21 protein-coding genes are annotated in these 21,539 nt (G+C 40.9%); 11 read left to right on the forward strand and 10 right to left on the reverse strand.

Going from position 1 to position 21,539, the window contains the following annotated elements; translation table 11 throughout:
* The first annotated feature begins 39 nt into the window (after window positions 1-39).
* The 8 genes from nlpI (at window position 40) to ABMY35_RS16715 (ending at window position 8,058) form a co-directional block, all read left to right on the forward strand.
* On the forward strand, window positions 40-921 hold the full coding sequence (gene nlpI, locus ABMY35_RS16680) for a lipoprotein NlpI (protein WP_349287235.1): 882 nt from the start codon (window positions 40-42) through the stop codon (window positions 919-921).
* Window positions 899-2,035, forward strand: a complete 1,137-nt coding sequence (locus ABMY35_RS16685) for a hypothetical protein (protein WP_349287236.1) — start codon at window positions 899-901, stop codon at window positions 2,033-2,035. The genes nlpI and ABMY35_RS16685 overlap by 23 nt, the downstream gene beginning before the upstream one ends.
* Before the next feature lie 230 nt (window positions 2,036-2,265).
* A complete protein-coding gene (locus ABMY35_RS16690; protein WP_349287237.1) occupies window positions 2,266-5,058 on the forward strand; it encodes a monovalent cation/H+ antiporter subunit A in 2,793 nt (930 codons plus the stop codon).
* Window positions 5,058-5,405, forward strand: coding sequence for a Na+/H+ antiporter subunit C (locus tag ABMY35_RS16695; RefSeq protein ID WP_058029285.1), 348 nt, complete (start codon window positions 5,058-5,060; stop codon window positions 5,403-5,405). Before ABMY35_RS16690 ends, ABMY35_RS16695 begins: the two co-directional genes overlap by 1 nt.
* Entirely contained in the window at window positions 5,402-6,919 is a 1,518-nt protein-coding gene (locus tag ABMY35_RS16700) for a monovalent cation/H+ antiporter subunit D (RefSeq protein WP_349287238.1), read from the forward strand. The genes ABMY35_RS16695 and ABMY35_RS16700 overlap by 4 nt, the downstream gene beginning before the upstream one ends.
* Complete coding sequence (locus ABMY35_RS16705) at window positions 6,919-7,455, forward strand: Na+/H+ antiporter subunit E (RefSeq protein ID WP_349287239.1); 537 nt, start codon at window positions 6,919-6,921, stop codon at window positions 7,453-7,455. The genes ABMY35_RS16700 and ABMY35_RS16705 overlap by 1 nt, the downstream gene beginning before the upstream one ends.
* Window positions 7,449-7,718 carry a K+/H+ antiporter subunit F gene (locus tag ABMY35_RS16710; RefSeq protein ID WP_058029288.1) on the forward strand — a complete coding sequence of 90 codons (270 nt, stop codon included), beginning with the start codon at window positions 7,449-7,451 and terminating at the stop codon, window positions 7,716-7,718. Before ABMY35_RS16705 ends, ABMY35_RS16710 begins: the two co-directional genes overlap by 7 nt.
* Before the next feature lie 7 nt (window positions 7,719-7,725).
* Complete coding sequence (locus ABMY35_RS16715) at window positions 7,726-8,058, forward strand: Na+/H+ antiporter subunit G (protein WP_058029289.1); 333 nt, start codon at window positions 7,726-7,728, stop codon at window positions 8,056-8,058.
* Between the two features lie 243 nt (window positions 8,059-8,301).
* Here ABMY35_RS16715 and ABMY35_RS16720 read toward each other — a convergent pair whose 3' ends face one another.
* The 4 genes from ABMY35_RS16720 to ABMY35_RS16735 all read right to left on the reverse strand — a co-directional run bounded on the left by ABMY35_RS16720 (window position 8,302) and on the right by ABMY35_RS16735 (window position 10,549).
* Window positions 8,302-8,826 (reverse strand): HlyD family efflux transporter periplasmic adaptor subunit, encoded by a 525-nt coding sequence (locus ABMY35_RS16720; RefSeq protein WP_349287240.1) that lies wholly within the window; start codon window positions 8,824-8,826, stop codon window positions 8,302-8,304.
* On the reverse strand, window positions 8,819-9,223 hold the full coding sequence (locus ABMY35_RS16725; protein WP_349287241.1) for an efflux RND transporter permease subunit: 405 nt from the start codon (window positions 9,221-9,223) through the stop codon (window positions 8,819-8,821). Before ABMY35_RS16725 ends, ABMY35_RS16720 begins: the two co-directional genes overlap by 8 nt.
* On the reverse strand, window positions 9,210-10,232 hold the full coding sequence (locus ABMY35_RS16730) for an efflux RND transporter permease subunit (protein WP_349287242.1): 1,023 nt from the start codon (window positions 10,230-10,232) through the stop codon (window positions 9,210-9,212). Before ABMY35_RS16730 ends, ABMY35_RS16725 begins: the two co-directional genes overlap by 14 nt.
* A 170-nt stretch (window positions 10,233-10,402) precedes the next feature.
* A complete protein-coding gene (locus ABMY35_RS16735; protein WP_349287266.1) occupies window positions 10,403-10,549 on the reverse strand; it encodes an efflux RND transporter permease subunit in 147 nt (48 codons plus the stop codon).
* 303 nt (window positions 10,550-10,852) lie between these two features.
* On the opposite strand from ABMY35_RS16735, the gene ABMY35_RS16740 reads away from it, so the two are divergent.
* Window positions 10,853-11,317, forward strand: a complete 465-nt coding sequence (locus ABMY35_RS16740; RefSeq protein WP_349287243.1) for a hypothetical protein — start codon at window positions 10,853-10,855, stop codon at window positions 11,315-11,317.
* A 26-nt stretch (window positions 11,318-11,343) separates the two neighbouring features.
* Here the strand turns inward: ABMY35_RS16740 and rsmS are convergent, their stop codons facing one another.
* Genes rsmS through dinG form a run of 6 tightly spaced genes read right to left on the reverse strand, consistent with a single transcriptional unit; the run spans window position 11,344 to window position 16,175 of the window.
* The gene (gene rsmS, locus ABMY35_RS16745) at window positions 11,344-11,508 is read right to left on the reverse strand and encodes a pleiotropic regulatory protein RsmS (protein ID WP_349287244.1); all 165 of its coding nucleotides are present in this window, start codon (window positions 11,506-11,508) and stop codon (window positions 11,344-11,346) included.
* Between the two features lie 9 nt (window positions 11,509-11,517).
* Window positions 11,518-11,793 (reverse strand): late competence development ComFB family protein, encoded by a 276-nt coding sequence (locus ABMY35_RS16750; protein WP_349287245.1) that lies wholly within the window; start codon window positions 11,791-11,793, stop codon window positions 11,518-11,520.
* 44 nt (window positions 11,794-11,837) lie between these two features.
* Window positions 11,838-12,728 (reverse strand): histone deacetylase, encoded by an 891-nt coding sequence (locus ABMY35_RS16755; protein ID WP_349287246.1) that lies wholly within the window; start codon window positions 12,726-12,728, stop codon window positions 11,838-11,840.
* Window positions 12,728-13,327, reverse strand: coding sequence for a primosomal replication protein (locus tag ABMY35_RS16760; RefSeq protein WP_349287247.1), 600 nt, complete (start codon window positions 13,325-13,327; stop codon window positions 12,728-12,730). The genes ABMY35_RS16755 and ABMY35_RS16760 overlap by 1 nt, the downstream gene beginning before the upstream one ends.
* Window positions 13,324-14,103, reverse strand: a complete 780-nt coding sequence (locus ABMY35_RS16765; RefSeq protein WP_349287248.1) for a TSUP family transporter — start codon at window positions 14,101-14,103, stop codon at window positions 13,324-13,326. The genes ABMY35_RS16760 and ABMY35_RS16765 overlap by 4 nt, the downstream gene beginning before the upstream one ends.
* A complete protein-coding gene (gene dinG / locus ABMY35_RS16770; protein WP_349287249.1) occupies window positions 14,103-16,175 on the reverse strand; it encodes an ATP-dependent DNA helicase DinG in 2,073 nt (690 codons plus the stop codon). Before dinG ends, ABMY35_RS16765 begins: the two co-directional genes overlap by 1 nt.
* Window positions 16,176-16,242: 67 nt before the next feature.
* Here dinG and ABMY35_RS16775 point away from each other — a divergent pair, with 67 nt between their 5' ends.
* Together ABMY35_RS16775 and ABMY35_RS16780 are read left to right on the forward strand one after the other, a co-directional pair.
* Complete coding sequence (locus ABMY35_RS16775; RefSeq protein ID WP_349287250.1) at window positions 16,243-18,579, forward strand: DNA polymerase II; 2,337 nt, start codon at window positions 16,243-16,245, stop codon at window positions 18,577-18,579.
* A gap of 311 nt (window positions 18,580-18,890) precedes the next feature.
* A complete protein-coding gene (locus ABMY35_RS16780) occupies window positions 18,891-21,530 on the forward strand; it encodes a TonB-dependent receptor (RefSeq protein WP_349287251.1) in 2,640 nt (879 codons plus the stop codon).
* Window positions 21,531-21,539 lie beyond the last annotated feature (9 nt).

Consider the following 21,539-nt stretch of genomic DNA (forward strand, 5'->3'; position numbering starts at 1 on the left):
AGATGGTTCAAGTTTGCTGATATCACATAAAGGAAGCCAATGAAGTTTAAATCATTTCTACTCGCATCAGTGGTTGCGATGACCTTAGCGGGTTGTCAAACAACCTCAGAGAAACAAACGGCTAAGTCGGTGGCTAATGTGCCTTTAGGTGTCCCGTTAGCGGCAAATTATAGAAATGAAATTGAAATTGCTCGTTATTCGGAGCTGTTGCTCTCTCCTGAAATTAATAATGCTCAAAAAGCAGAGTTGTTTCTGAGAAGAGGTCGACTCTATGACAGCGTTGGTTTATCAACCTTGGCGCGTATTGATTTTAATCGTGCAGTGCAGCTAAAGCCTGATCTAGCTTCTGTATATAATTTTTTAGGCATCCACCATACACTTGCTCAAGATTTCGGTAAGGCGTATGAAATGTTTGATGCAGTTTTAGAACTAGATGAAGATCACCAATATGCTTATCTTAATCGTGGTATAGCGCTTTATTATGGTGGTAGGCCAGAGCTTTCTAGCCAAGATTTAGAAGCATTTTTAGCACGCTCTCCAACTGATGCTTATCGTGTTATGTGGGTATATTTAGCGCAAGCAAAAGTAGATTCCAATGCAGCTTATGAGCAACTGAAGGCCAATAGCCAAGCACTTAACCCTGATGAGTGGTCTACACAACTTGTACAGCTTTACTTAGGTCAGCTAACCGAAACTCAGTTTTTAGCCCAGATCACAGAGGGTGTAGCAGGGCAGCAGCAATATGCTGAGCGACTCTGTGAAGCATATTTTTACTTAGCAAAGCTATATCAAGCAAGAGGCAAAGAGGCTGTCGCGGTTGACTTCTTTAAACTTGCGCTGGCTACAAATGTATTCGAATTTGTTGAGCATAAATATGCTCGATTGGAACTAGAGCTGTTTGCCGGTGTTAAAGCTGGCTAAGTATTTTTGGTCTTGCTTCTTTCTTGTGGTGATTAACAGCAGTGTTGATCACCCAAGGCTTGCGGATAAACTTTCACAATCTGATTTTTTAGAGCGCTTTCCTCAAGCGTATTATTTTGTCGATATAAACCCATTCTACTTACCCGCCACTACCCTAGAAAAACTTCGCCTCTTAGATGAGCCTGAAGTGAATTTAGCTTGGCTATTCCATTTGGTTCGAGAGGACGAGTTTCATAAAACAAGATTTCTCTGGCAGGCTTTGCCAACCAACATTCCCGAAACAAGATTGAATGAATTGGTTGATCTACTCGTTTTAAAGCAGCGCTGGGAAGAATTAACGACGTTGTCAAAGCGCCTTAAGCCAACTGAGCGGTTAGAGACAGTATTAGATGTTCAGCAAGGCATCGCACCTGACAAATTGAATGAGGCCCAATTAGAAGGGCTATCTATCGCATTGTTACCTGAACAAGTCGCTTTTAATACAGAGTGTAAAAATAATGTATTGTTATTAGCCGATCGCTTTTCTGCATATCAACATTTAAATGTATTACGAAACAAGTACTTGCTAAAGCCAGAGCCAGAGCAAAATAGCTTTTGTTTGAGCGAGGTTTATTATGCTGGCAATGCACTTCAGTGCGAAGAGGGTTTTAAGGGGTTTGCAATTTGTAACATGATGCGAGATTTGCCTCAATCGGACTACTTAATTGTCATGACAAAAAATGGGCTTGCAAATGTAAGAGGAACACAGATGACGCTCACTCTAAGAAGTGATTACGACGTTCTGGTTCATGAATTAATGCACTTCAGTGGTTTTGAAGATGAGTATGCGATTTATGGCCAAAAAGCGCACTGGTTGTGTAATTCAAAAGGATTAAAAGCGCCAAACTTGTTTGTTGGTTCAGCTGAAAATGCGCCTCAGAGTTGGGTAAAATCAGAGACCTGTCAAAATGGTAAACTTGACGCTTTTAAACCTGCGCTCAAATGGAGCAAGATGCAATTTCAAGAGCTGCCACTTTCGGAACAATATAGACAGCTTTGGCAAAAAAAAGTACAACAAGATTGGTTGATCGAGCAGCAAAAGCTGGCAAATAATGCACAAACTATTATTAACTAAGCTGTCTGCTTATATCTAATTTTATAATTTAATCTGAATTGTTTGTTAATTTCGTCTAGAATTTAACCGGCTAGAACCTAAAACTATAGACAACTCAAACACTAATAAAGTATAAATTGTAACAGTTTTGCATGGAGAAAATGCACAATTAGATGCATAACTATCCATGGCTATCAGTGTTTAGTTGCACTGTTTATCTCTGTGACAGCACAATAAAAAAGGTTAATTATATGACTTTGCTTTGGATACCTTTGCTATCCTTCTTTGGCAGTATTATTTCATCTTTAACAGGCAAGTTAACGCGTAACCAAACTACCGCTTTAACACTCGTAATGCCTGCTATTGCCTTAATACTGGTCATTAACTCTGCGGCAGATGTTTTTGCGGGTGAAGTACTGCGTGAAAGCATCAATTGGGTGCCTGCACTTGGTCTAGAGTTATCATTCCGACTTGACGGGCTCTCACTGCTATTTATTTTTATGATCTTAGGTATTGGCATGTTGGTTATCTTTTATGCCCGTTATTACCTGAGTGAAAAAGATTCTATGCCGAAATTATTCGCTTACCTGATGCTATTTATGACGGCGATGTTAGGTATTGTAACGGCGAATAACGTGCTTCAACTCTGGCTATTCTGGGAGCTTACCAGTATTAGCTCATTCTTATTGATTAGCTATTGGTGGGATAAGTCAGAAGCACGTAAAGGTGCGCGTATGGCTTTAACTATCACTGGCGGTGGTGGTCTTGCCTTACTTGCCGGTTTGTTAATGTTGGGTCATATTGTTGGTAGCTATGATATCGATGTCATATTAGCAAGCCGTGAACTTATTCAAGCACATGACTTATATGAAGCTACGCTAGTATTGGTATTATTAGGTGCATTTACCAAGTCTGCACAATTCCCATTCCACTTCTGGTTGCCACATGCGATGGCAGCACCAACACCTGTAAGTGCTTACTTACATAGTGCAACTATGGTAAAAGCGGGTATTTTCTTACTTGCACGTTTTTATCCAGCGCTGGCAGGTACTGAGCTTTGGTTTATTTTAGTTGGTCTTACAGGCCTAGCGACTTTGCTATTTGCTGCTTATGTTGCGCTGTTCAAACATGACCTAAAAGGTCTATTAGCTTACTCTACAATTAGTCACCTAGGTTTGATTACTTTATTGTTTGGTTTAGATACTGAGCTTGCAACCGTGGCGGCAATTTTCCACATCATTAACCATGCGACTTTTAAAGCGTCTTTATTTATGGCCGCAGGTATTATTGATCATGAATCGGGTACGCGCGATATGCGTAAGCTCAATGGCATGTGGCGATTTATGCCTTATACCGCAACACTTGCTATGGTTGCTGCCGCTTCTATGGCGGGTGTACCGTTACTGAATGGTTTCTTATCAAAAGAAATGTTCTTTGCAGAAACCCTGCATCAACAGCTATTAGGTTCAATGTCTTGGTTGGTACCTGTGCTTGCAACCATTGCTGCTGCTTTCTCAGTGGCTTATTCAGCACGATTTATTCATGATGTTTTCTTTAACGGCGATCCGGTTGATTTACCAAAAGAGCCTCATGAAGCACCACGATACATGCGCATTCCAATCGAGATACTTGTAGCCCTATGTTTGATTGTGGGAATGTTCCCGAATTTCATTGTTCATGAAATTATTTATACGGCTGCAGATGCAGTGCTTGCAGGGCAAGTGCCTGAGTATAAGATCTCTTTATGGCACGGCTTTAATTTACCATTGCTTATGAGTGCGCTGGCCGTTGCCGGTGGTATTTTAATTTATACGCAGCGCAAGTATTTATTCCAATTCCAAGCATCACTGCCGCCAATGACGGGTAAAAAGATGTTTGATGGCTCAGTGTCTAAATTAGTGAAATGGAGCCAAAACAAAATTGCTGCCGTTGAAAATGGTTCATTGCAACGTTATTTAATGCTGATGTTTGTGATTGTTTTGCTGGCAGCGGGTTGGCCATTGTTTGAAATGGCGCAATTGGCGGGTGACAACCCTCTGACACCGGTAGACGTGCACAATGGTATTGGTGCAGGTTTGTTAATGATAGCTGCAATCGCGACAGTAATTTGGCATCGTCAGCGCATGATTTCTCTACTTATGCTATCAGTTGTGGGCTTAATGGTATCTATTGCCTTTACACGCTTCTCAGCCCCTGATTTAGCATTAACCCAACTAACCGTAGAAGTAGTGACCATTATATTACTTATGTTGGCGCTATTTTTCTTACCGCAAAAGTCTCCTAAAGCTTCAAGTTCGGTGCGTGTTTTACGTGATTTAGGCATAGCCTCTACAATTGGTATCGTCGTTGGCAGTATTTGCTATGCGTTAATTACTCGCCCACTGACAAGTATTTCTGATTTCTTCCTAGCGAATGCGAAAACAGGCGGTGGTGGTACTAACGTGGTTAACGTGATATTGGTTGATTTCCGTGGTTTTGATACGCTCGGAGAGATTTGTGTACTCGGTATTGCTGCTTTGGGTATCTACAAACTATTAGTAAACTTGCCTCTGTTTATGCCGGGTTCTGATAGTGAAGGGCGTCCTTGGGCGAAAGAGCGCTATCCGTTGTTGCTTGCAAGTATCTCACAAAGTCTACTGCCTCTGGCGCTATTAGTGTCTTTCTATATTTTCCTTCGCGGCCATAACTTACCAGGTGGCGGCTTCATTGCAGGTCTTATCACTGCGATTGCCTTTATTCTGCAGTACATTGCGCATGGTTCGAACTGGATAGCAGAGCGTTTAACCATCAACTACCGTAAAATTATTGCATCGGGTATCGCAATTGCTTTAGCAACAGGCGTAGGCAGTTGGTTATTTGGCCGTCCGTTCTTGAAAACATGGTTTGATTACTTTGACTTACCTGTAATTGGTCAGATTGAGCTTGCCAGTGCCCTTATATTCGATCTAGGGGTATATATCACTGTTGTGGGTGCAACTCTGATGATCTTAGCAAGCCTAGGTAAATTAACTGCCAATGCACCGAAAGAAGAGGTAAACATTTAATGGAAATATTATATGCATCTTGCGTCGGCCTTTTAGTCGCGTGTGGCGTGTTTTTGATTTTGCGCTCAAGAACCTTTCCCGTGGTATTAGGCCTAACTATGTTGTCTTACGCAGTGAATTTATTTTTATTCGCATCGGGACGTTTAACGTTAAATAAAGCCGCTGTACTTGGATATAGCTCAGATTACGCAGATCCTTTACCTCAAGCTTTAGTGTTAACTGCGATTGTAATTGGCTTCGCGATGACCGCGTTTGTGGTGATCTTAGCAATCCGCGGGCGTGCAGATTTAGGCAATGACCATGTAAATGGTCAAGTTCCGACTAATAATAACAAGGGCAAAGCATGATCCAACACTTAACTTCTCTGCCTGTATTACTTCCTATGTTGGCAGGGGTTATTTTATTAATGCCACCTTGTGGTAAGAATAAGCAGATACGTCGCTTTTCTTCAGTGGCGCTCAGTTTCATTACCTTGCTAGCATCGGTGCTACTGTTGTTACAAGTAAAGGAAATGGGTAGCACAACCTATGTGATAGGTGATTGGCAGGCACCATTCGGCATTGTGTTGTTTGCTGATCCGCTTTCGACTTTACTGGTTTCTCTTACTTCTTTGCTTGGACTGACTTGTGCATTGTATGCGTGTGCAGGCGATGACGAGAAGGGCAGTTTTTATCATCCTTTATTGCATTTCTTAGTGTTGGGTGTAAATGGCGCATTCTTAACGGGCGATGCGTTTAACCTTTTTGTTTTCTTTGAAGTGTTACTGATTGCCTCTTATTCATTGTTAATGCATGGCGGCGATAAGCATAATACTCGAGCAGCGTTACAATACGTGATAATGAACTTGGTGGGCTCTGCCATTTTCTTAATTGCTCTAGGCATTTTATATGGCGTACTTGGCACATTAAACATGGCTGATATGGCTAACAAGATCACAGACTTACAGGGTGATGATGTTTACCTTGCAAAAATTGGTGGCTTGTTACTACTTGTTGTATTTGCACTAAAAGGCGCGCTTTTACCGCTTCATTTATGGTTGCCTAACACATATGCGACGGCTATGCCGGTCGTTGCAGCGCTGTTTGCAATCATGACTAAGGTGGGTGTTTACTCGATGATGCGAGTTTACACGCTGATTTTTGGTGATGAAGCCGGTGAGTTAAGCCATATGGCCCAAAGTTGGCTTTGGTGGTTAGCCTTGGCAACTATTGTAATGGGCGCGATTGGTGTTCTGGCGAGTAAAGACATGCGCAAGCTTGTGGCTAATTTAGTGATAGTATCTGTGGGTACGCTGGTTGCGCTTGTTGCTGTGCAAACAGAAGAGGCCAGTGCTGCAGCTATTTTTTATTTAGTTCATTCTACACTTGTTACCGCTGCATTATTCTTACTTGCCGATATGATAGGGATTCAACGAGGTAAAGTCGCTGATCGTATTACTATTGGTCGACCTGTTACCCAGCCTATTTTGCTTGGCGGTGCATTTGCTATCGCTGCAATCACCGTAATTGGCATGCCACCACTTTCAGGCTTTATTGGTAAAGTTTGGTTATTGAAGGCGACGTTTGAGAGCGAATATGGTGGCATTTTCTGGACACTCTATTTGCTGGCGAGTCTGGCTTTATTGGTTGGTATATCAAAAGCCGGTAGCACGGTTTTTTGGCATCACCAAAGCAAAGGGCAAGACAATGCTGAACCTGTTAAGGCACACAAATATCAAGTGTCTGCGTTATTAATTGTCTTACTTGGTTCTCCACTGATGGTTATTTTTGCTGGCAATATGTCAGAGTATGCCATTGAAGCCGCAAAACAACTGCATGACTTCTCAGCGAATATCTCTGTGGTACTTGGGGAGGCGAAATAATGCGTACAGAAGCAAGATTTAAGTGGCTACCAACGCCATTTAGAAGTTTATTACTATTTAGTGTTTGGCTGTTACTAAATAACAGTATTTCGCCTGGGCATCTGATTTTAGGTGCAATTTTAGCGACAGTGATCCCATTGGCTACTAATCCATTTAGGACGAAACAGCCACTGATCTTACATCCCGGGCTGGCATTAAAACACCTGTTGTTAGTGTTGTACGATATCATTACCGCAAATATTCAAGTTGCGCTTTTGATACTCGGGCCGACAAAGAAGCTTAATCCGGGCTTTGTTAAGGTCCCACTAGATCTTGACCAGGCCATGCCGATTACGATTCTTGCCAGCACAGTATCACTGACACCAGGCACGGTTAGTGCTGAGGTTTACCCTTGGAAAGAGACATTAAAAGAAGGTGAAGAGCCTGAGCAGCGTTATTTACTCATTCATGTGCTTAACCTAAAAGATGAGAAAGAGTTGATTAACACTATAAAACAACGTTACGAAGCACCGTTAAAGGAGATCTTTGAATGTTAGAGACAGTTATCCTGATTGTATTTGCGATGATTGGCGTTTCGTTACTGTTGAATCTGTGGCGATTAGTGAAAGGCCCGTCTGTGCCAGATAGGATCTTGGCTTTAGATACAATGTACATTAATAGTATTGCTCTGATTATTTTATATGGTCTGAGCATGGGCACTGAGCTTTACTTTGAGGCAGCGCTGTTAATTGCAATGTTAGGCTTTGTAAGTACTGTTGCTGTATGTAAGTATTTACTACGTGGCGATATAATAGAGTAGGTGAACGATGGCTGAGTGGATTATTTCTATATTACTTTTGATTGGTGGCTCATTCGTATTAGTGGGGTCAATTGGCCTTGTGAAAATGCCAGACTTCTTCATGCGTTTACATGGTCCGACAAAAGCAACAACACTGGGTATGGCTTGTTTGCTAACTGCGGCAATGGTGTTTTTCAGTCAATCTGAAGCGGGGATCAGTGTTAAAGAGATCTTGATTTCGATTTTCTTACTATTAACAGCACCAATTAGTGGTTATATGCTCATTAAGTCGGCAATACACCACAAGCTTGATAGTATCGAGCGCACAAAAGGTAAAGATAACATTGAGGACGATGTTTGATTTATCTGACTTTCTAACCTTTTGAACGAGTCATTTTAAATGGCTCTTTCAGTTGGATAAAGCTTAAAAAATGAGACAAGCGCGCTAAGAAAAGACTTAGCGGCTTGCTCATTGGGCTAGTAAACGTTTCTATAATGCAGGTTGGATCTCTACTTCTTGACCTTGAGCAAGGGTTTCAGCACCCCTTATCGCAATTCTGTCACCTACTTTTAAGGCGCCTTTGTCTTTTGCTTTAATTGCCACTTACTCGCCTTGGCCTTTACCAACAATCACTGCTACATGCTCTGCGGTATTATCCTCTTTAATTTTTACGATATGCACACCTTGTTGCCTAAGTATTAGAGCGTCTCTATTAACGATTAGTTCCTCAGTATTTGAGCTTAAAGGTACCACGACATCGACTAATAGCCCGGAAGCCCAGCTTTGTGCGTGATTTGCTAAAAGGTCTGCACGAACTTCAAAGGATTGCGCTCTTGGATCAGTTGCTGGGATCACAGCGGTTACAGTTGCAAGTGCCTGTTGTGGTTCATCTAGTTGACCCGCGCTTAACTGTAATTCATTGCCTAAACTTAAGTATTTTAAATACTTAACTGGTAAATACAAACGCACTTCAAGGTTGTTTATGTCAATTAAACTGACAAGCGGCTGAGCACGGTTTATTTCGCTACCAGCAAGTTCATACCTTTCGCTCACTACACCACTAAATGGCGCTTTCAGTACAGCTCGGTTTAATTGGTCTTCAATGACTTTCAGTTCAATTTCAGCCATAATATGGCATTACACGCTTTTTAACTCGTGAAGCAATTTCGGCTTCCATAAATTGGATATTTCCACCCGGAGGTGTCAGCAAGGTATAAAAGAAACCATCGGTAGGAGCACGAGGCATAAAATCTGTTTGAGGCAATAAAGCATAGGTAATAAATACAGAGCCACCTAACAAAGAGACAATCCAACTAAGTTGTTTAACTCTGTTATTGGTTAACTTAACCACAAAATGAGTGACTTTATGCCAATAGGCTTGATATGGGTCAGATTTAATCTTTGTATCCGGCCAAAGCTTATTTGCGACAGGAATAAGCGTCATGGCACAGATAAGTGATGAGATAACAACGATAGATAAGGTCAAAGCGAGATCTGAAAATAGCTGACCTTCAATACCCGCCATAAACATGATAGGTAAAAAATAGCGACACTGGTTGCAGTGGAAGCAAATAAAGCCCCCCAACTTGCGTGGCTCCTTTCAAAGTTGCTTTGCTTGCAGCCATACCCGAGGCAGTGAGTCTAGCTATGTTTTCTTGCACGATAATTGCGGCATCAAGCACTAAGCCCACGGCAAATGCCAGACCTGCTAATGACACAACATTCAAACTTCGCTCAAACAGATTAAGTGCTAAGAATGCAACCATCAGTGAAACAGGGATGGTTGCTGCGATGATCAGGGTGGGTTTTAGGCCTCTAAAAAATAGCCAGAGAATACCGCAAGCCAGTAATACCCCTAACCCTAAATTGCCTTTTACTAGCTGTAATGCATTTCTGATATGTACCGATGAATCGAAGCTGAGTTCAATGGCAAGGCCCGCTTCTTTTAAAGCGCCTACATTTAGCTCTTTAATGGCATGGTTTATTTCGTCTAATACAGCAACAGTATTGGCGTCATTTGCTCTTGAAATTGTGATGTAATAAGCTGGTTTACCATTTCTTGATGTCATAGAGCGGCGATCAGTCACTGTATCTTCGACACTGGCGATATCGCCTAAATAAATGGGACGTTCACCCACATAGCCCACTCGTAGTTCAGCTAAGTTATCGACATTGTATTTCCCGGTGAATCTTACAGTGTATTGTCGACGCCCTACATCAGCCAAGCCGCCAGAGCTATCATTGGCTGTCGATAACGTACGACGAATTTGCGCAAGGCTAATACCAAATGCCGCTGCTTTTTGCGGATCGAATGTTACACGCAGTTCTCGAGGTCGTTCACTGTTCATATTGACACGAGAAATCCCAGGGATCCGCGCAAGCCTAGGTTCAATAATGTCTTCAATTTGCTTTTGATATTGCGCCATATCAAGTTGCTCAGAGTCAAAGCTTAAAGGCACAACTAATAAACTTGCTGCTGTTGGACCTCCTGAGCCAGGACCACCATTTCCTCCGGCAGTAACCACAGGGTCCATCGCATCTAAAGGAAGAGGGGGGCTTGGTTTAAACTTGTTAGAACATCCAACATGGCTTGTTGCATATCAGCACCAACAGCAAAAGTCAGATTTATAGCGCCGCCACCTTGGTTGATATTGGTATTTACCTCGAGTGCGCCAGGTGTATGTTTTACGGCATTTTCTAAAGGTTAAATGATCATGAATTCAATTTCTTCAGGGGCTGCTTGTCGCCAACCAGAAAAAATAGTGATCTGAGGTTGTTCAATTTCAGGAGTGAGCTGAATGGGTAACTTAAAAATGCTGATGATGCCAAATAAAATGATTAAAGTAAGAATGACAAGGACTGCAGCCGGGTTCTTTAAAGAGGAACGGGTTTAGTTCATGGTAATGTCCAAAGGCACCAAAAGTAATCAGCTATAACATTGTGGCGCAGATGTGGATAATTTAGCAAAGATAAAAAATCCGGATTTCGTTGAATCTCCCTAGAAGTCAGTTAAACCGAAGGTTTCGTAATATCGTGTAACGTTTTGAAAAAACTTATTCATGAATTTTGATCTGAAGCAAGCATTCGGCTTTTCAGACTTTTAAATTTCTATAATAGAAATACAATCACGGCAAAATTTGTATAAGGAATGATTATGTTTGTTGCATTGAAATGGGACCATCAAATAGGTGCGCATTTTGTTTCTTGGATTGTCGTCGAGTGTTCGGGTGTGAATGAAAAGTTTGGTTTGCCACAAGCATTACCTCCTCGCAGAGACATTGCCTATTTTGTAGACAAAAAAACAGCGGAATATGATGCAAAGGTATTTGCGGCCTACAAAAATGGTTTGCTTGATATCACTTTAGTAGACAAGTATGGCCCTTATTTGTCTTCGCACCATGGCTTTTGTCATTATGAGTGGGATCACACTTATATGGGTGACTTGGTGAAACATGCAGTATTATATTGGGAAGATGGCAAACACCAGCAACTTAAGCCTTTTAGAGATGACATTGGTTATTTTATGTGCCCAAAACAATCAGGAGCCGATAGTCAGTTTTATGCACAATATAAGCTCGGCCTGTTAGATTTCAACTCAGAAAATTTAAAAACAGCCTAACACGTATCAAGCAAAGTGACATGAAGCTAATTTGTGCTAGCTTCATTGTTTAATTTATTTTGAAAGTCTGATTTTACAATCTCTAGTGCAGCAAGTACGTCTTCGGCTGGTAAGTCATGCTGTTCTAATAACATTATTAAGTCGACTGCTAATTTCACATGGGGTGGTGCATTTTCTAAACTACTACTCATTTCTGAAAGTTACTCACTGATCATTGAATCTCTTTTAGCCACTTGTGTCATAGCAACATTAATTGCAATATCAACTTTCTGTTCCATCTGTATACGTTCGTGTTGTGGTAAATAAAAAGCCATGTCTACATCATAGCGAATATACCTTGCAGGTAGTTGATTAAGTACAGTACAGCAAAAGTCAGCCATTACATCATCATTATATTTATCTTGTAGGTTACGCGCAAAGATGCGATCTAGCATGATTTTCTCATAATAATTGTGCACATCATCATGTAGTTTCATGTCACCTTCCTAATGTTTTTTACTTTTTGAGTTTATAACAAAAATCAATAGTTTTCGAACACAGCGAGTAAAAGTTGTTTGTGTACTTCAACCAATTGTTCTTCATTACGTTGATAGCCACCGCCAAGACCAATCGATAAAGGGATTTCGTTGTTTTTACAATATGAAATCACTTTTTTATCCCGCTTTAAGACACCTTCTAAACTGATTTCTAGTAAACCGAGTTCATCTTTATGGTATATATCAGCACCGGCGTTATAAATGATAATATCAGGTCGATAGACACGCTTAATTAAATCTAAAGCTTGCTCTAGTGTTTGCAAGTATTGTTCGTCTGTACAACCTTTTTCGAGCTCGAAATCAAGATCTGAGTGCGCTTTTGCTCGGGGGAAATTCTGAGCGCAGTGTAAAGAGCAAGTAATGATGTTGTCGTTGCCATGTAAAATGTCAGCAGTGCCATCACCTTGGTGCACATCGCAATCGAGGATCACAACGCGCTCAACAAGGTCTTGCTGGATCAGATGTTGCGCGGTTATGGCATGATCGTTAAAAATACAAAAGCCAGCACCATGGTCGAATTGTGCATGATGGTAGCCTCCTCCTAAGTTTAAGCCAAGTCCATGTTTTAATGCGTATTCTGCAGCTTCAATACTTGCTCCAACAGAAAGCAAAGTTCTTTCAACCAATTCCGTTGACCATGGAAAGCCCATTTTTTTAATTGCTTTCTCAGATAAAAAGCCATTCACAAATGTGTCGACATAATCAGTATCATGGCAAAGTTTGATCTGCGCTAAGCTAGCAGGCTTTGGTTCAAAGACTCGGTCGGAAAACCCCATTGTATGAATTGTATTTTTAAGTTTTTGGTATTTCTTTATTGGAAAGCGGTGCCTCTCAGGCAGTTGTAGGGCACTGTATAGAGGGTGATAGAAAATCATTAGCGGTTTTGTTGTTTTTCGACTTGTTGAATTTTGTCTTCAGTGGCGGAAATGGCTTTTCTACATCGGCCAAGTCGGGCATGCAGTGCCAATATTTCTTGATTGATTTTACTTGCTTCAGCAGTACTTGCCGATGACAACTGTTGTTTACGAATATCGATCATCTCTTGTAAACGACGCTCAAATTCGTGGTTTTGTGATAGCTCTTGGTACAGCTCATGAGAGCTTTGCATGATTTTCTTAACTGCTTTCTTATAGACTTTCGCTTTCTTAGGCTTAGTAAACTTATTTTCTTTGGCCCAAACAGGCGTCGATTTTAATACCTTTATGACAGCTTCTATTTGAGTGCTTAATTTTTCGAGGGAAAATGCATAGGCATGGCGCTTTTCAGGGCTCGGCAACCTTGCAAATGCTTCTTTGATCTCATCTACATAGTCGCAAAGTTTTAAGCTTTTTGTTGCAAACACGCTGTGTGCAAATAAGCTCGGCTGTGCTTGAATGTAGCGGTTTTTATCAAACCACTTTGCTTTATCAAATTGGTGGGCATGCTGAGCAAGTTGCTCAATTTGCTGCTGTAATTTGACAATGGCCTGACTCATATAAAATAAGCCTCATAAATAAGCTTGCCAGCGAGCACGATAACGACACTGTTAAACAAGGGCTTTATTAGTTTATTTCCGAACTTGATTGCTGAGTGTGCGCCTATCCACGCACCTACCATTAAGAATAGCCCCATGGTAATGCCAAGTAAAAAGTTAACATGACCTAAGGCAACAAAGGTTATCAACGAAATAAAATTAGATACAAAGTTCATTGAGCGGGCGAGTCCGCAATTCAACAATAAACTCATTTTGTAGAGTAGGCTATTTGATGCAGTCCAAAAAGTGCCCGTACCAGGGCCTGCTAAACCATCAAAAAAGCCTAAACTTAACCCTTGTGACCACTGTTTTATTTTTAGCTGCAATGTTTTGGTAGGTAAATGATGACTGGTCTCAGTGCTAAATTTACCAAATAGGCTGTAGCAAGCTACAGCAATGATGATAACGGGCAGTAACTTGTTTAAAAACTCGATACTAAGATGATCAACCAATAAGGTGCCGAGTAGTGCGCCTATTGCGGTGGCTAGAATAGAGCCAGCCCAAAACTTAGGATTAAATAAGTTCTTTTTATAATAGGTGATGCTAGCTGTTATTGAGCCAAAGCTTGCAGCAAGTTTATTGGTACCTAACGTCATGTGCGGTGGTAAGCCTGCTGTAAGAAGAGCTGGCACAGTTAACATGCCACCACCGCCAGCTACCGCATCAATAAAGCCTGCTATAAGAGCGACCAAACACAATAAGCCCCAAGTCATGGGGTCGAGCGCAAATTCAAACATTAATAATCTATTTGTCTTTTAAATGGCGGGAGGGTATCTAGCATGGCTTTACCATACCGTTTACTGACCAAACGCCTATCAAGGAGCGTGATTTTTCCTTGATCGGTTTCTTTTCTCAGCAGTCTACCACAGCTTTGTACTAATTTCTTTGCGGCATCGGGTACAGTGATTGATAAAAATGGATTACCACCTTTACTTGTAACAAACTCAGCTTGTGCCTCTTCTATTGGGGAAGTAGGTACAGCAAAAGGGATCTTAGTTATGACTAAATTTTCTAAATAAGCACCAGGTAAGTCGAGTCCTTCAGACAAACTTTGCGTACCAAATAAAATACTGCCATGGCCAGAGTCAATGCGAGATTTGTGTTTTTTCAGTAGGGCATCACGAGAAAATTCACCTTGCACTAGGATCTGCCAGTTTTTCAGGCGCATTTTTTTCGCGACATGTTCCATCTGCCAATATGAGGCAAATAACACCAAATTACCCTTAGTTCTGTCTAAATACTTAGGCAAAGCATCGGCTAAAAAGTCACTGAATGCTTTATCAGTAGGCTCTTTATCTGTGGTCGGTATATGTAGTGTCGCTTGTTTGGGATAATCAAACGGTGAATTAGCTTTAATATATTGCACGCCTTCTTCACCTTTTAACCCACTTTCTTTTGCGAAATGGTCAAATGTACCGAGTGCACTGAGCGTGGCTGAACATAATACGGCGCCTGCACATTCTCGCCATAGTTTGTCTTTTAAGTAATAACCCACTTCAATAGGGCAGTCGCAAAGTAAATGGTCGTGATGGTTTTTATATTCGAGTCGCTTTATCCAGCGAGCATGCGGAATACTGTCACCTTTACTAGCGTAGCTGAACCACAGTTTTTGTAATTGCTCAAGACGGTTGATGTACTGCCCACTTTCGGCTAAAAGTGGATCGGCTAAGAATGCAGTTACGTCACCATCACTGACATCTAAAGTAAGTGCATCATGCATTTTATTGAGTGCTCTTAAGGCATCGAGTGTTGCATCGCTGATGTCTTTGGCTTTAATGGTCAATTGCTCTGGCACAATACCGTGTTCAAATCGATAAGTATCGTCATCGTTGTAATTAAAATCAGCTTGATCAAGTAGGTCTCTGACCGACCTTAAATCTTTAGCCGCATCATTTGCAGCGTCATTGAGTTTAAAATTTTGGCCAATGGCTTTTTGCGACACAATGGCGTTGGCCATCTTTTGGCTGAACTTTAAAAGTTTTTCAATCCAATCTAATGTGCCTTTAATGGTTGCCGCTGCGGATGAAAAGTCTCGGGTGATATGAGGCAAATGGTGCGCTTCATCTATGACATAAAAAGTCTCATCGGGCTCTGGCAGTATCTTTCCGCCACCGAGCTCTAAGTCAGCAAGTAACAGAGCATGGTTAATAACAAGTACATCCATTTGCGCCATTTTTTGTCGTGCTAAATGGAAAGGACATAGATGATGAGACTTCATCTGTCTTTGACATGCATGTTTATCGCAGGCAATTAAATTCCATACTCGATCAGGAATGGTGTCGGCCCAACTGTCTCTATCACCTTGCCATTGTTTGTTCTGATAGGCATTTTGTAGCGCAACTAAGCAGTTTTTCTCTTGTTCAGATAGCGGAGAGCTTAACGTAGGCACGAGTGACATTTGCATCATGTCTTCGTCTAGTGCTGAATTTAATTTGTGCACACAGATATATCTATGCCTGCCTTTTACCAAATCAAACTTAAAATCTAGCCCTGAGTGCTCTTTAAAAAAAGGTAATTCTTTTTCGATGAGTTGCTCTTGTAAGGCAACAGTAGCAGTAGAAATGACGAGTTTCTTCTTTTTAGCCAATGCTAAGGGCAGGGCACCTAAACAGTAGGCGAGAGACTTACCTGTACCAGTTCCAGCTTCAATCACACAAATTTTTTGTGATTTATGGTATTCGCCCGCTAATACTTTGGCGATTTCTGCGACTAGATAGTTTTGGCTTTTTCTCGGTCTATAACCGTCTAAGCTTTCAGCAATGCTGGTGTGTGTTGTTCGAATTGTTTTTTTTAATGCATCTGAAAGCATGAAGGTCGCCTAAAAAGTACGGTATGTATATAATTACAGTGTTTGATATTTTAGATGGGGTTTTATCTTGGCACAAGCTGTATACGAAGGCTTTATACTATCACGCCAGCAATTTAATCAGCAGGGGAAGTTGTGTCTTTGTTATTGGCTTATGACACCACAAGGTCCAGCCAAGATAATTATACCCGATCAGCAATCTGTTTTTTTCATTCGCCAGTCAGATTTAGCGCAAGCTAAAAGCTTAATCAATGAACATGGACTTCAATGTGACATAAAACTACTTTCACTAAAGCACTTCGACGGTGAGCCCGTTGCGGCCTGTTATTTTTCCTCTAATCAGCATCTATTTCAAGCAAAGCAGTACTTTTCTCAGCATATGCGTTTGTATGAAGATGATATTCGTCATTGCGATCGTTATTTAATGGAACGTTTTATTAAAGGCGGTGTATGGGTAAGCGGAAAAGCAAAACAACGTAGTAGATATGTAGAGATAACGGATGCAAAGCTGAAAGAAAACCCAAACTACAAGCCAAGCCTTTCTATGCTGTCACTTGATATTGAGTGTGATGGGCAAGGGGTGCTTTTTTCAGTCGGTCTTGTTAGCGAGCACTACAAAAGTGTCATCATGATTGGAGCGCCTCAGCAAACAGAGCAAAGTATTATTTGGGTCGAAGACGAAATTGAACTGCTACAAGTTTTAATGCAGCAAGTGAAGGCCATAGATCCAGATGTGATTGTTGGCTGGAATGTAATTGAGTTTGATTTTGTGGTTTTAGCAGAGCGAGCAGAAGCACTCGGTATTGAACTTTGTTTAGGGCGTGATAACGCCTCTATAGATATTTATAAAGGCAACTATGTTCGAGTTTTGATTTCAGGCCGAGTGGTTATTGATGGTATTGATACCATGAAAAATGCCACGTATCACTTTCCAAGTTTTAGCCTTGCTAATGTGGCGAGTGAAATCTTAGGTGAGCAAAAGCTTATCCAACAAGATAATCGCTTGTCTGAAATCATTAGGCAATTTAATGAAGATAAACCCGCTTTAGCAGCCTACAACTTGCAAGATTGCATGCTTGTTATGTCGATCTTCAAAAAACTCAACTTGCTAGAATTTGCCATTGTCCGAACCCAAATGACAGGGTTAGAGCTCGAAAAAATGGGCGGTTCAGTGGCTGCTTTCATTAATTTGTATTTACCTTTATTACATAGAAGTGGCTATATCGCGCCAAATTTAGCCGAGCATGGTGTGTCTTTTGAGAGCCCTGGTGGCTATGTTATGGAGTCCAAACCAGGTCTTTATAAAAATGTGCTCGTGCTTGATTTTAAAAGTCTATACCCATCTATTATTAGAACTTTTTTTATAGATCCGTTGGGGCTTATTAAAGGTTTAGAGAGTAAAGAGAATGCATTAGAGGGGTTCAACGGCGGATACTTTTCTAAAACAGCACATCATTTGCCTAAATTGGTCGAGCAATTGTCAGAGAAACGGCAAAACGCCAAAGAGCAGGGGGATGCTATGTTGTCGCAAGCTATCAAAATTATTATGAATAGCTTATATGGTGTATTAGGCTCGAAAGGGTGTCGTTTTTATGATCCAAGGTTATCAAGTTCCATTACCTTGCGTGGGCATCAAATTATGCAAACAACGCGTAAATGGCTTGAAAGTTGGGGATATGAAGTTATTTACGGTGATACAGATTCAACTTTTGTCTCTTTACCTGAGGAAATGACGCCTGAACAAAGCCACGAAATAGGCAAAGCGATACAAAGAAAAATCAACCAAACTTGGTCTTTAGAATGCGAAGAACGTTTTGGCATTCAAAGTCATTTAGAAATTGAATTCGAGACGCATTACAGCCCATTTTTTATGCCGACTATCCGTGGGCAAGAAACCGGTTCAAAAAAACGTTATGTGGGCAGAGTAGAAAAAGATGGTCAATCTGAGCTGGTATTCAAAGGTATGGAGACAGTCAGAAGTGATTGGACCGACATAGCAAAATTATTTCAAAAAGAGTTAGTTGAAACATTATTCTCAGAAGGAGATCTTGAATCTGTCGCGCAAAAATATATCGAACAGATCCTTAATGGCGAAAATGACCACTTACTCATCTACAAAAAACGTTTGGGTAAGCCACTTGAACAGTATGTTAAGAATATCCCACCTCATGTCAGAGCCGCGAAAACTCTACCAAATTCAGCTGACATTACTCTTAACAAAGGTACGATTATTAAATATTACATTTCTAAATCAGGTCCTACTGCAGTATTGAGTGGTCATGATGTTCAACAAGTTGATTACGAGCATTACATTCAAAAACAAATTATGCCCATTCTTAACATGTTTCAAGTTCATTTTAACGCGTCAAATTTTGCTGGTAAGCAACATACCCTTTTCGATAATTAACGAATTATTAGAAATATCTTTTTAATGCATTTAATTGTAAATTAATTGTACCTATTATTTACCTTTTTGCACTTAACTTTTGTTTTTTTGTTCTGTTTTTGGCAACTAAAAGTGTTTTTATGGCAAAATTATTTAAAAAAGGTACGAATATGTGTATTTAGCGTTGCAAATTGGTCATATTTTTAATTGACATGAATTATCTCTGTTGTTTAGTATGCAACTAGTTTGTTGCATATCTTGCAATTACCTATAAGAGGGATAACCCTCAAAAAATTATAAAAGCTACTAACAAGTGGTCCCAGGGAGATAACATGTTAAATAATAAAGTTTCAAAAGCAGTTCGCTTAGCGATCGCTTTTGGCGCAGCTTCTACAGCTGCATTTTCAGCGAATACTTTTGCTGCAGACGAAGACGGTGCAGAAAAAGTTGAGCGTATCGAAGTAACCGGTTCTCGTATCAAACGTACTGACCTTGAAGGTGCTTCTCCAGTTGTTTCTATTACGGCTGCAGACATAAAAATGGAAGGTGATTTCACTGTTGCTGATGCCTTACGTTCAAGTTCATTAAACTCTTTCGGTTCGTTCTCAGAACGTTCAGGTAGTTCTGCACAGTCTCAAGCAACGATTAACCTTCGTGGTGCTGGTTCTCGTCGTACTCTAGTTCTTCTTAACGGTCGCCGCTTCCCGGGTTCTCCAACTCTAGGTGGCGCTTCTGCTAACCTTAACGCGATACCAATGGCTGCAGTTGAACGTATCGATATCATGACTGAAGGTGCTTCTTCAATCTATGGTTCTGATGCAATGGCTGGTGTTGTTAACGTAATTCTAAAAGACAACTTTGAAGGATTAAATATCAACGCTGGTGTTGGTAAACGTGACCAAGATGAAGGTACAACTTCATCTGAGTTCTCTATTGTAGGCGGTGTATCTAACGATAAAGGTAACATCACTTTCGGTTTCGACTTCCAAAAACGTGAAGGTATCAGCGATGGTGCTCGTGAGTACACGAAAGCGAAAATCGGTGACTTAGACGGTGACGGTGACATCGAAGCGTACACAGCTGACACTGTTGGTTGGTCAATCTATGGCGCAACTGTTGCGGCTCCTGACTTCTCTATTGCAAAAGCTTCACCACTTTGTGACCAGTTAATTGCAGAGTACGGTGAAGATACATTCCGTCGTGTTGATGCGAATGAGGATTGGGCACCAGGTTCTGATTACTGTATGTATGCTTACGCGAATGTTTCTTATAACACAGCATCAATTGACAGAAATACTATTTATGTTAGCTCAAACTATGAACTAACTGATAGTACTCAGTGGTTCGGTCAGGCAATGTTTGTTCAGAACTCTTCATTTGGTCGTTATGCACCTCCAGCTGCTCCATGGAGAAACATGGCTGCTGATAATCCACATAACCCATTCGGCGAAGAGACAACGGGTTACTTCAGATGGGTAGGTATCGGTACTCGTGATGGTAATGTAGATGATTACAACATCGACCTAACAACTGGTCTTCGTGGTGACTTGGATTGGAACAACGCTACTTGGGAAGTTTACTACCACCGCAACAAGGCTGATAACAAGTCTGTTGGTCAATATTACCTATCTTATTCTGGTTTAGCGTATAACCAACAAAATGGGATCGACCTTGGTTCAGAAGAAGGTATTGCTAATATGAAAGCAACGACTCTTCAAGAATCTTCATCTACATTTGACCAATACTTTGCTGGTATCGGTTTCGATATGTTTGAATTACCAGGTGGTACAGTAGCGCACTATTTTGGTATGGAATATTTCGAGCAAACTTACGCAGATATTTATGATGGTCAGTCTGAAGCAGGTCGTATTGGTGGTTCTGCTGGTAACTCTTCTATGGGTGAACGTGATGTAACTGCATTCTTCTTTGAATCAGTTCTTCCTATTACTGACACAGTAGAAGTAAACTTAAAAGCTCGTTACGATGACTACTCTGATTTCGGTGACAATGTAGCTCCTGCAGTTTCTGCTCGCTGGCAAGTTACTGACAGCGTAGTTGTTCGTGGTTCTTACTCTGAGTCTTTCCGTGCTCCAGGTCTTGACCTGTTAAATGCAGCACGAACTTTCTCTGCTGAATCAGCGATTGACTACAGCAACGGCGCTACAACATCTAGACAATATGACACTTACTACACGCAAAACTCTGAGCTAGATGCTGAAACATCTGATTACACTAACTTAGGTGTGGCTTGGGATGTTAACGATAACTTAAGTTTCAAAGTTGATTATTTCCAACTATCAATCGACAATGTAATTCAGTCTAAATCACTTCAAGCACTACTATCTGATGAAGCTGCAGGCTTAATCACAGCAGTGTCTCCTGATACTGATACATCAAATGAAACTTTCTACCTTAAGCGTGCAGCAGCAGGTACTCTACTTGAAGCTGGTACCTCTTACTTTAACGGCACAGGCTTTGAAATTGAAGGTATCGACTTCACTATCAACGCAAATATTGATACTGAATTTGGTGACTTCCGTTTCAATAATGTAAATAGTTTTGTTCTTTCTTATGAGAGCGAAGTAGGTGGTTTAGTACAAGACAGCGCTGGTTGGTCTGGTCAGCCTGACTTCAAGTCAGTAGCTACAATTGCTTGGTCTTATGGCGATCACTCTTTAGCTTGGAACGCTACTTACACGGCAAGTACAACAGAGACTGAAGTAGCACCTCAAGATGCTGAAGGTAACAACATTCCTAACGCACCATATGTTACAGAAGGTAAGTTAGATAGCTGGTTAATTCATAACTTAACTTATACTTATTTTGCAGGTGAAATGGGTTCTGTTACGTTTACAGTTAACAACTTAACAGACGAAGATCCTGTATTATCTTCTAACGGTACATGGGATAACCAAGACCTATACAACAACTTTGGTCGTGATTATCGTTTAACTTACTCAATTAGCTTCTAATTGTAATTA

It is taken from the genome of Pseudoalteromonas sp. BZB3 (assembly GCF_040104455.1).
Taxonomy (GTDB): Bacteria; Pseudomonadota; Gammaproteobacteria; order Enterobacterales; family Alteromonadaceae; genus Pseudoalteromonas.

Coding starts and splice junctions, on each gene's coding strand:
- ABMY35_RS16760 (WP_349287247.1), bottom strand. CDS start 13,327: ATGAGTCAGGCCATTGTCAAATTACAGCAGCAAATTGAGCAACTTGCT.
- ABMY35_RS16700 (WP_349287238.1), top strand. CDS start 5,402: ATGATCCAACACTTAACTTCTCTGCCTGTATTACTTCCTATGTTGGCA.
- ABMY35_RS16725 (WP_349287241.1), bottom strand. CDS start 9,223: ATGGCGGGTATTGAAGGTCAGCTATTTTCAGATCTCGCTTTGACCTTA.
- ABMY35_RS16780 (WP_349287251.1), top strand. CDS start 18,891: ATGTTAAATAATAAAGTTTCAAAAGCAGTTCGCTTAGCGATCGCTTTT.
- ABMY35_RS16710 (WP_058029288.1), top strand. CDS start 7,449: ATGTTAGAGACAGTTATCCTGATTGTATTTGCGATGATTGGCGTTTCG.
- ABMY35_RS16750 (WP_349287245.1), bottom strand. CDS start 11,793: ATGAAACTACATGATGATGTGCACAATTATTATGAGAAAATCATGCTA.
- ABMY35_RS16715 (WP_058029289.1), top strand. CDS start 7,726: ATGGCTGAGTGGATTATTTCTATATTACTTTTGATTGGTGGCTCATTC.
- ABMY35_RS16720 (WP_349287240.1), bottom strand. CDS start 8,826: ATGGCTGAAATTGAACTGAAAGTCATTGAAGACCAATTAAACCGAGCT.
- dinG (WP_349287249.1), bottom strand. CDS start 16,175: ATGCTTTCAGATGCATTAAAAAAAACAATTCGAACAACACACACCAGC.
- ABMY35_RS16705 (WP_349287239.1), top strand. CDS start 6,919: ATGCGTACAGAAGCAAGATTTAAGTGGCTACCAACGCCATTTAGAAGT.
- ABMY35_RS16690 (WP_349287237.1), top strand. CDS start 2,266: ATGACTTTGCTTTGGATACCTTTGCTATCCTTCTTTGGCAGTATTATT.
- ABMY35_RS16695 (WP_058029285.1), top strand. CDS start 5,058: ATGGAAATATTATATGCATCTTGCGTCGGCCTTTTAGTCGCGTGTGGC.
- ABMY35_RS16755 (WP_349287246.1), bottom strand. CDS start 12,728: ATGATTTTCTATCACCCTCTATACAGTGCCCTACAACTGCCTGAGAGG.
- rsmS (WP_349287244.1), bottom strand. CDS start 11,508: ATGAGTAGTAGTTTAGAAAATGCACCACCCCATGTGAAATTAGCAGTC.
- ABMY35_RS16740 (WP_349287243.1), top strand. CDS start 10,853: ATGTTTGTTGCATTGAAATGGGACCATCAAATAGGTGCGCATTTTGTT.
- nlpI (WP_349287235.1), top strand. CDS start 40: ATGAAGTTTAAATCATTTCTACTCGCATCAGTGGTTGCGATGACCTTA.
- ABMY35_RS16730 (WP_349287242.1), bottom strand. CDS start 10,232: ATGGACCCTGTGGTTACTGCCGGAGGAAATGGTGGTCCTGGCTCAGGA.
- ABMY35_RS16765 (WP_349287248.1), bottom strand. CDS start 14,103: ATGTTTGAATTTGCGCTCGACCCCATGACTTGGGGCTTATTGTGTTTG.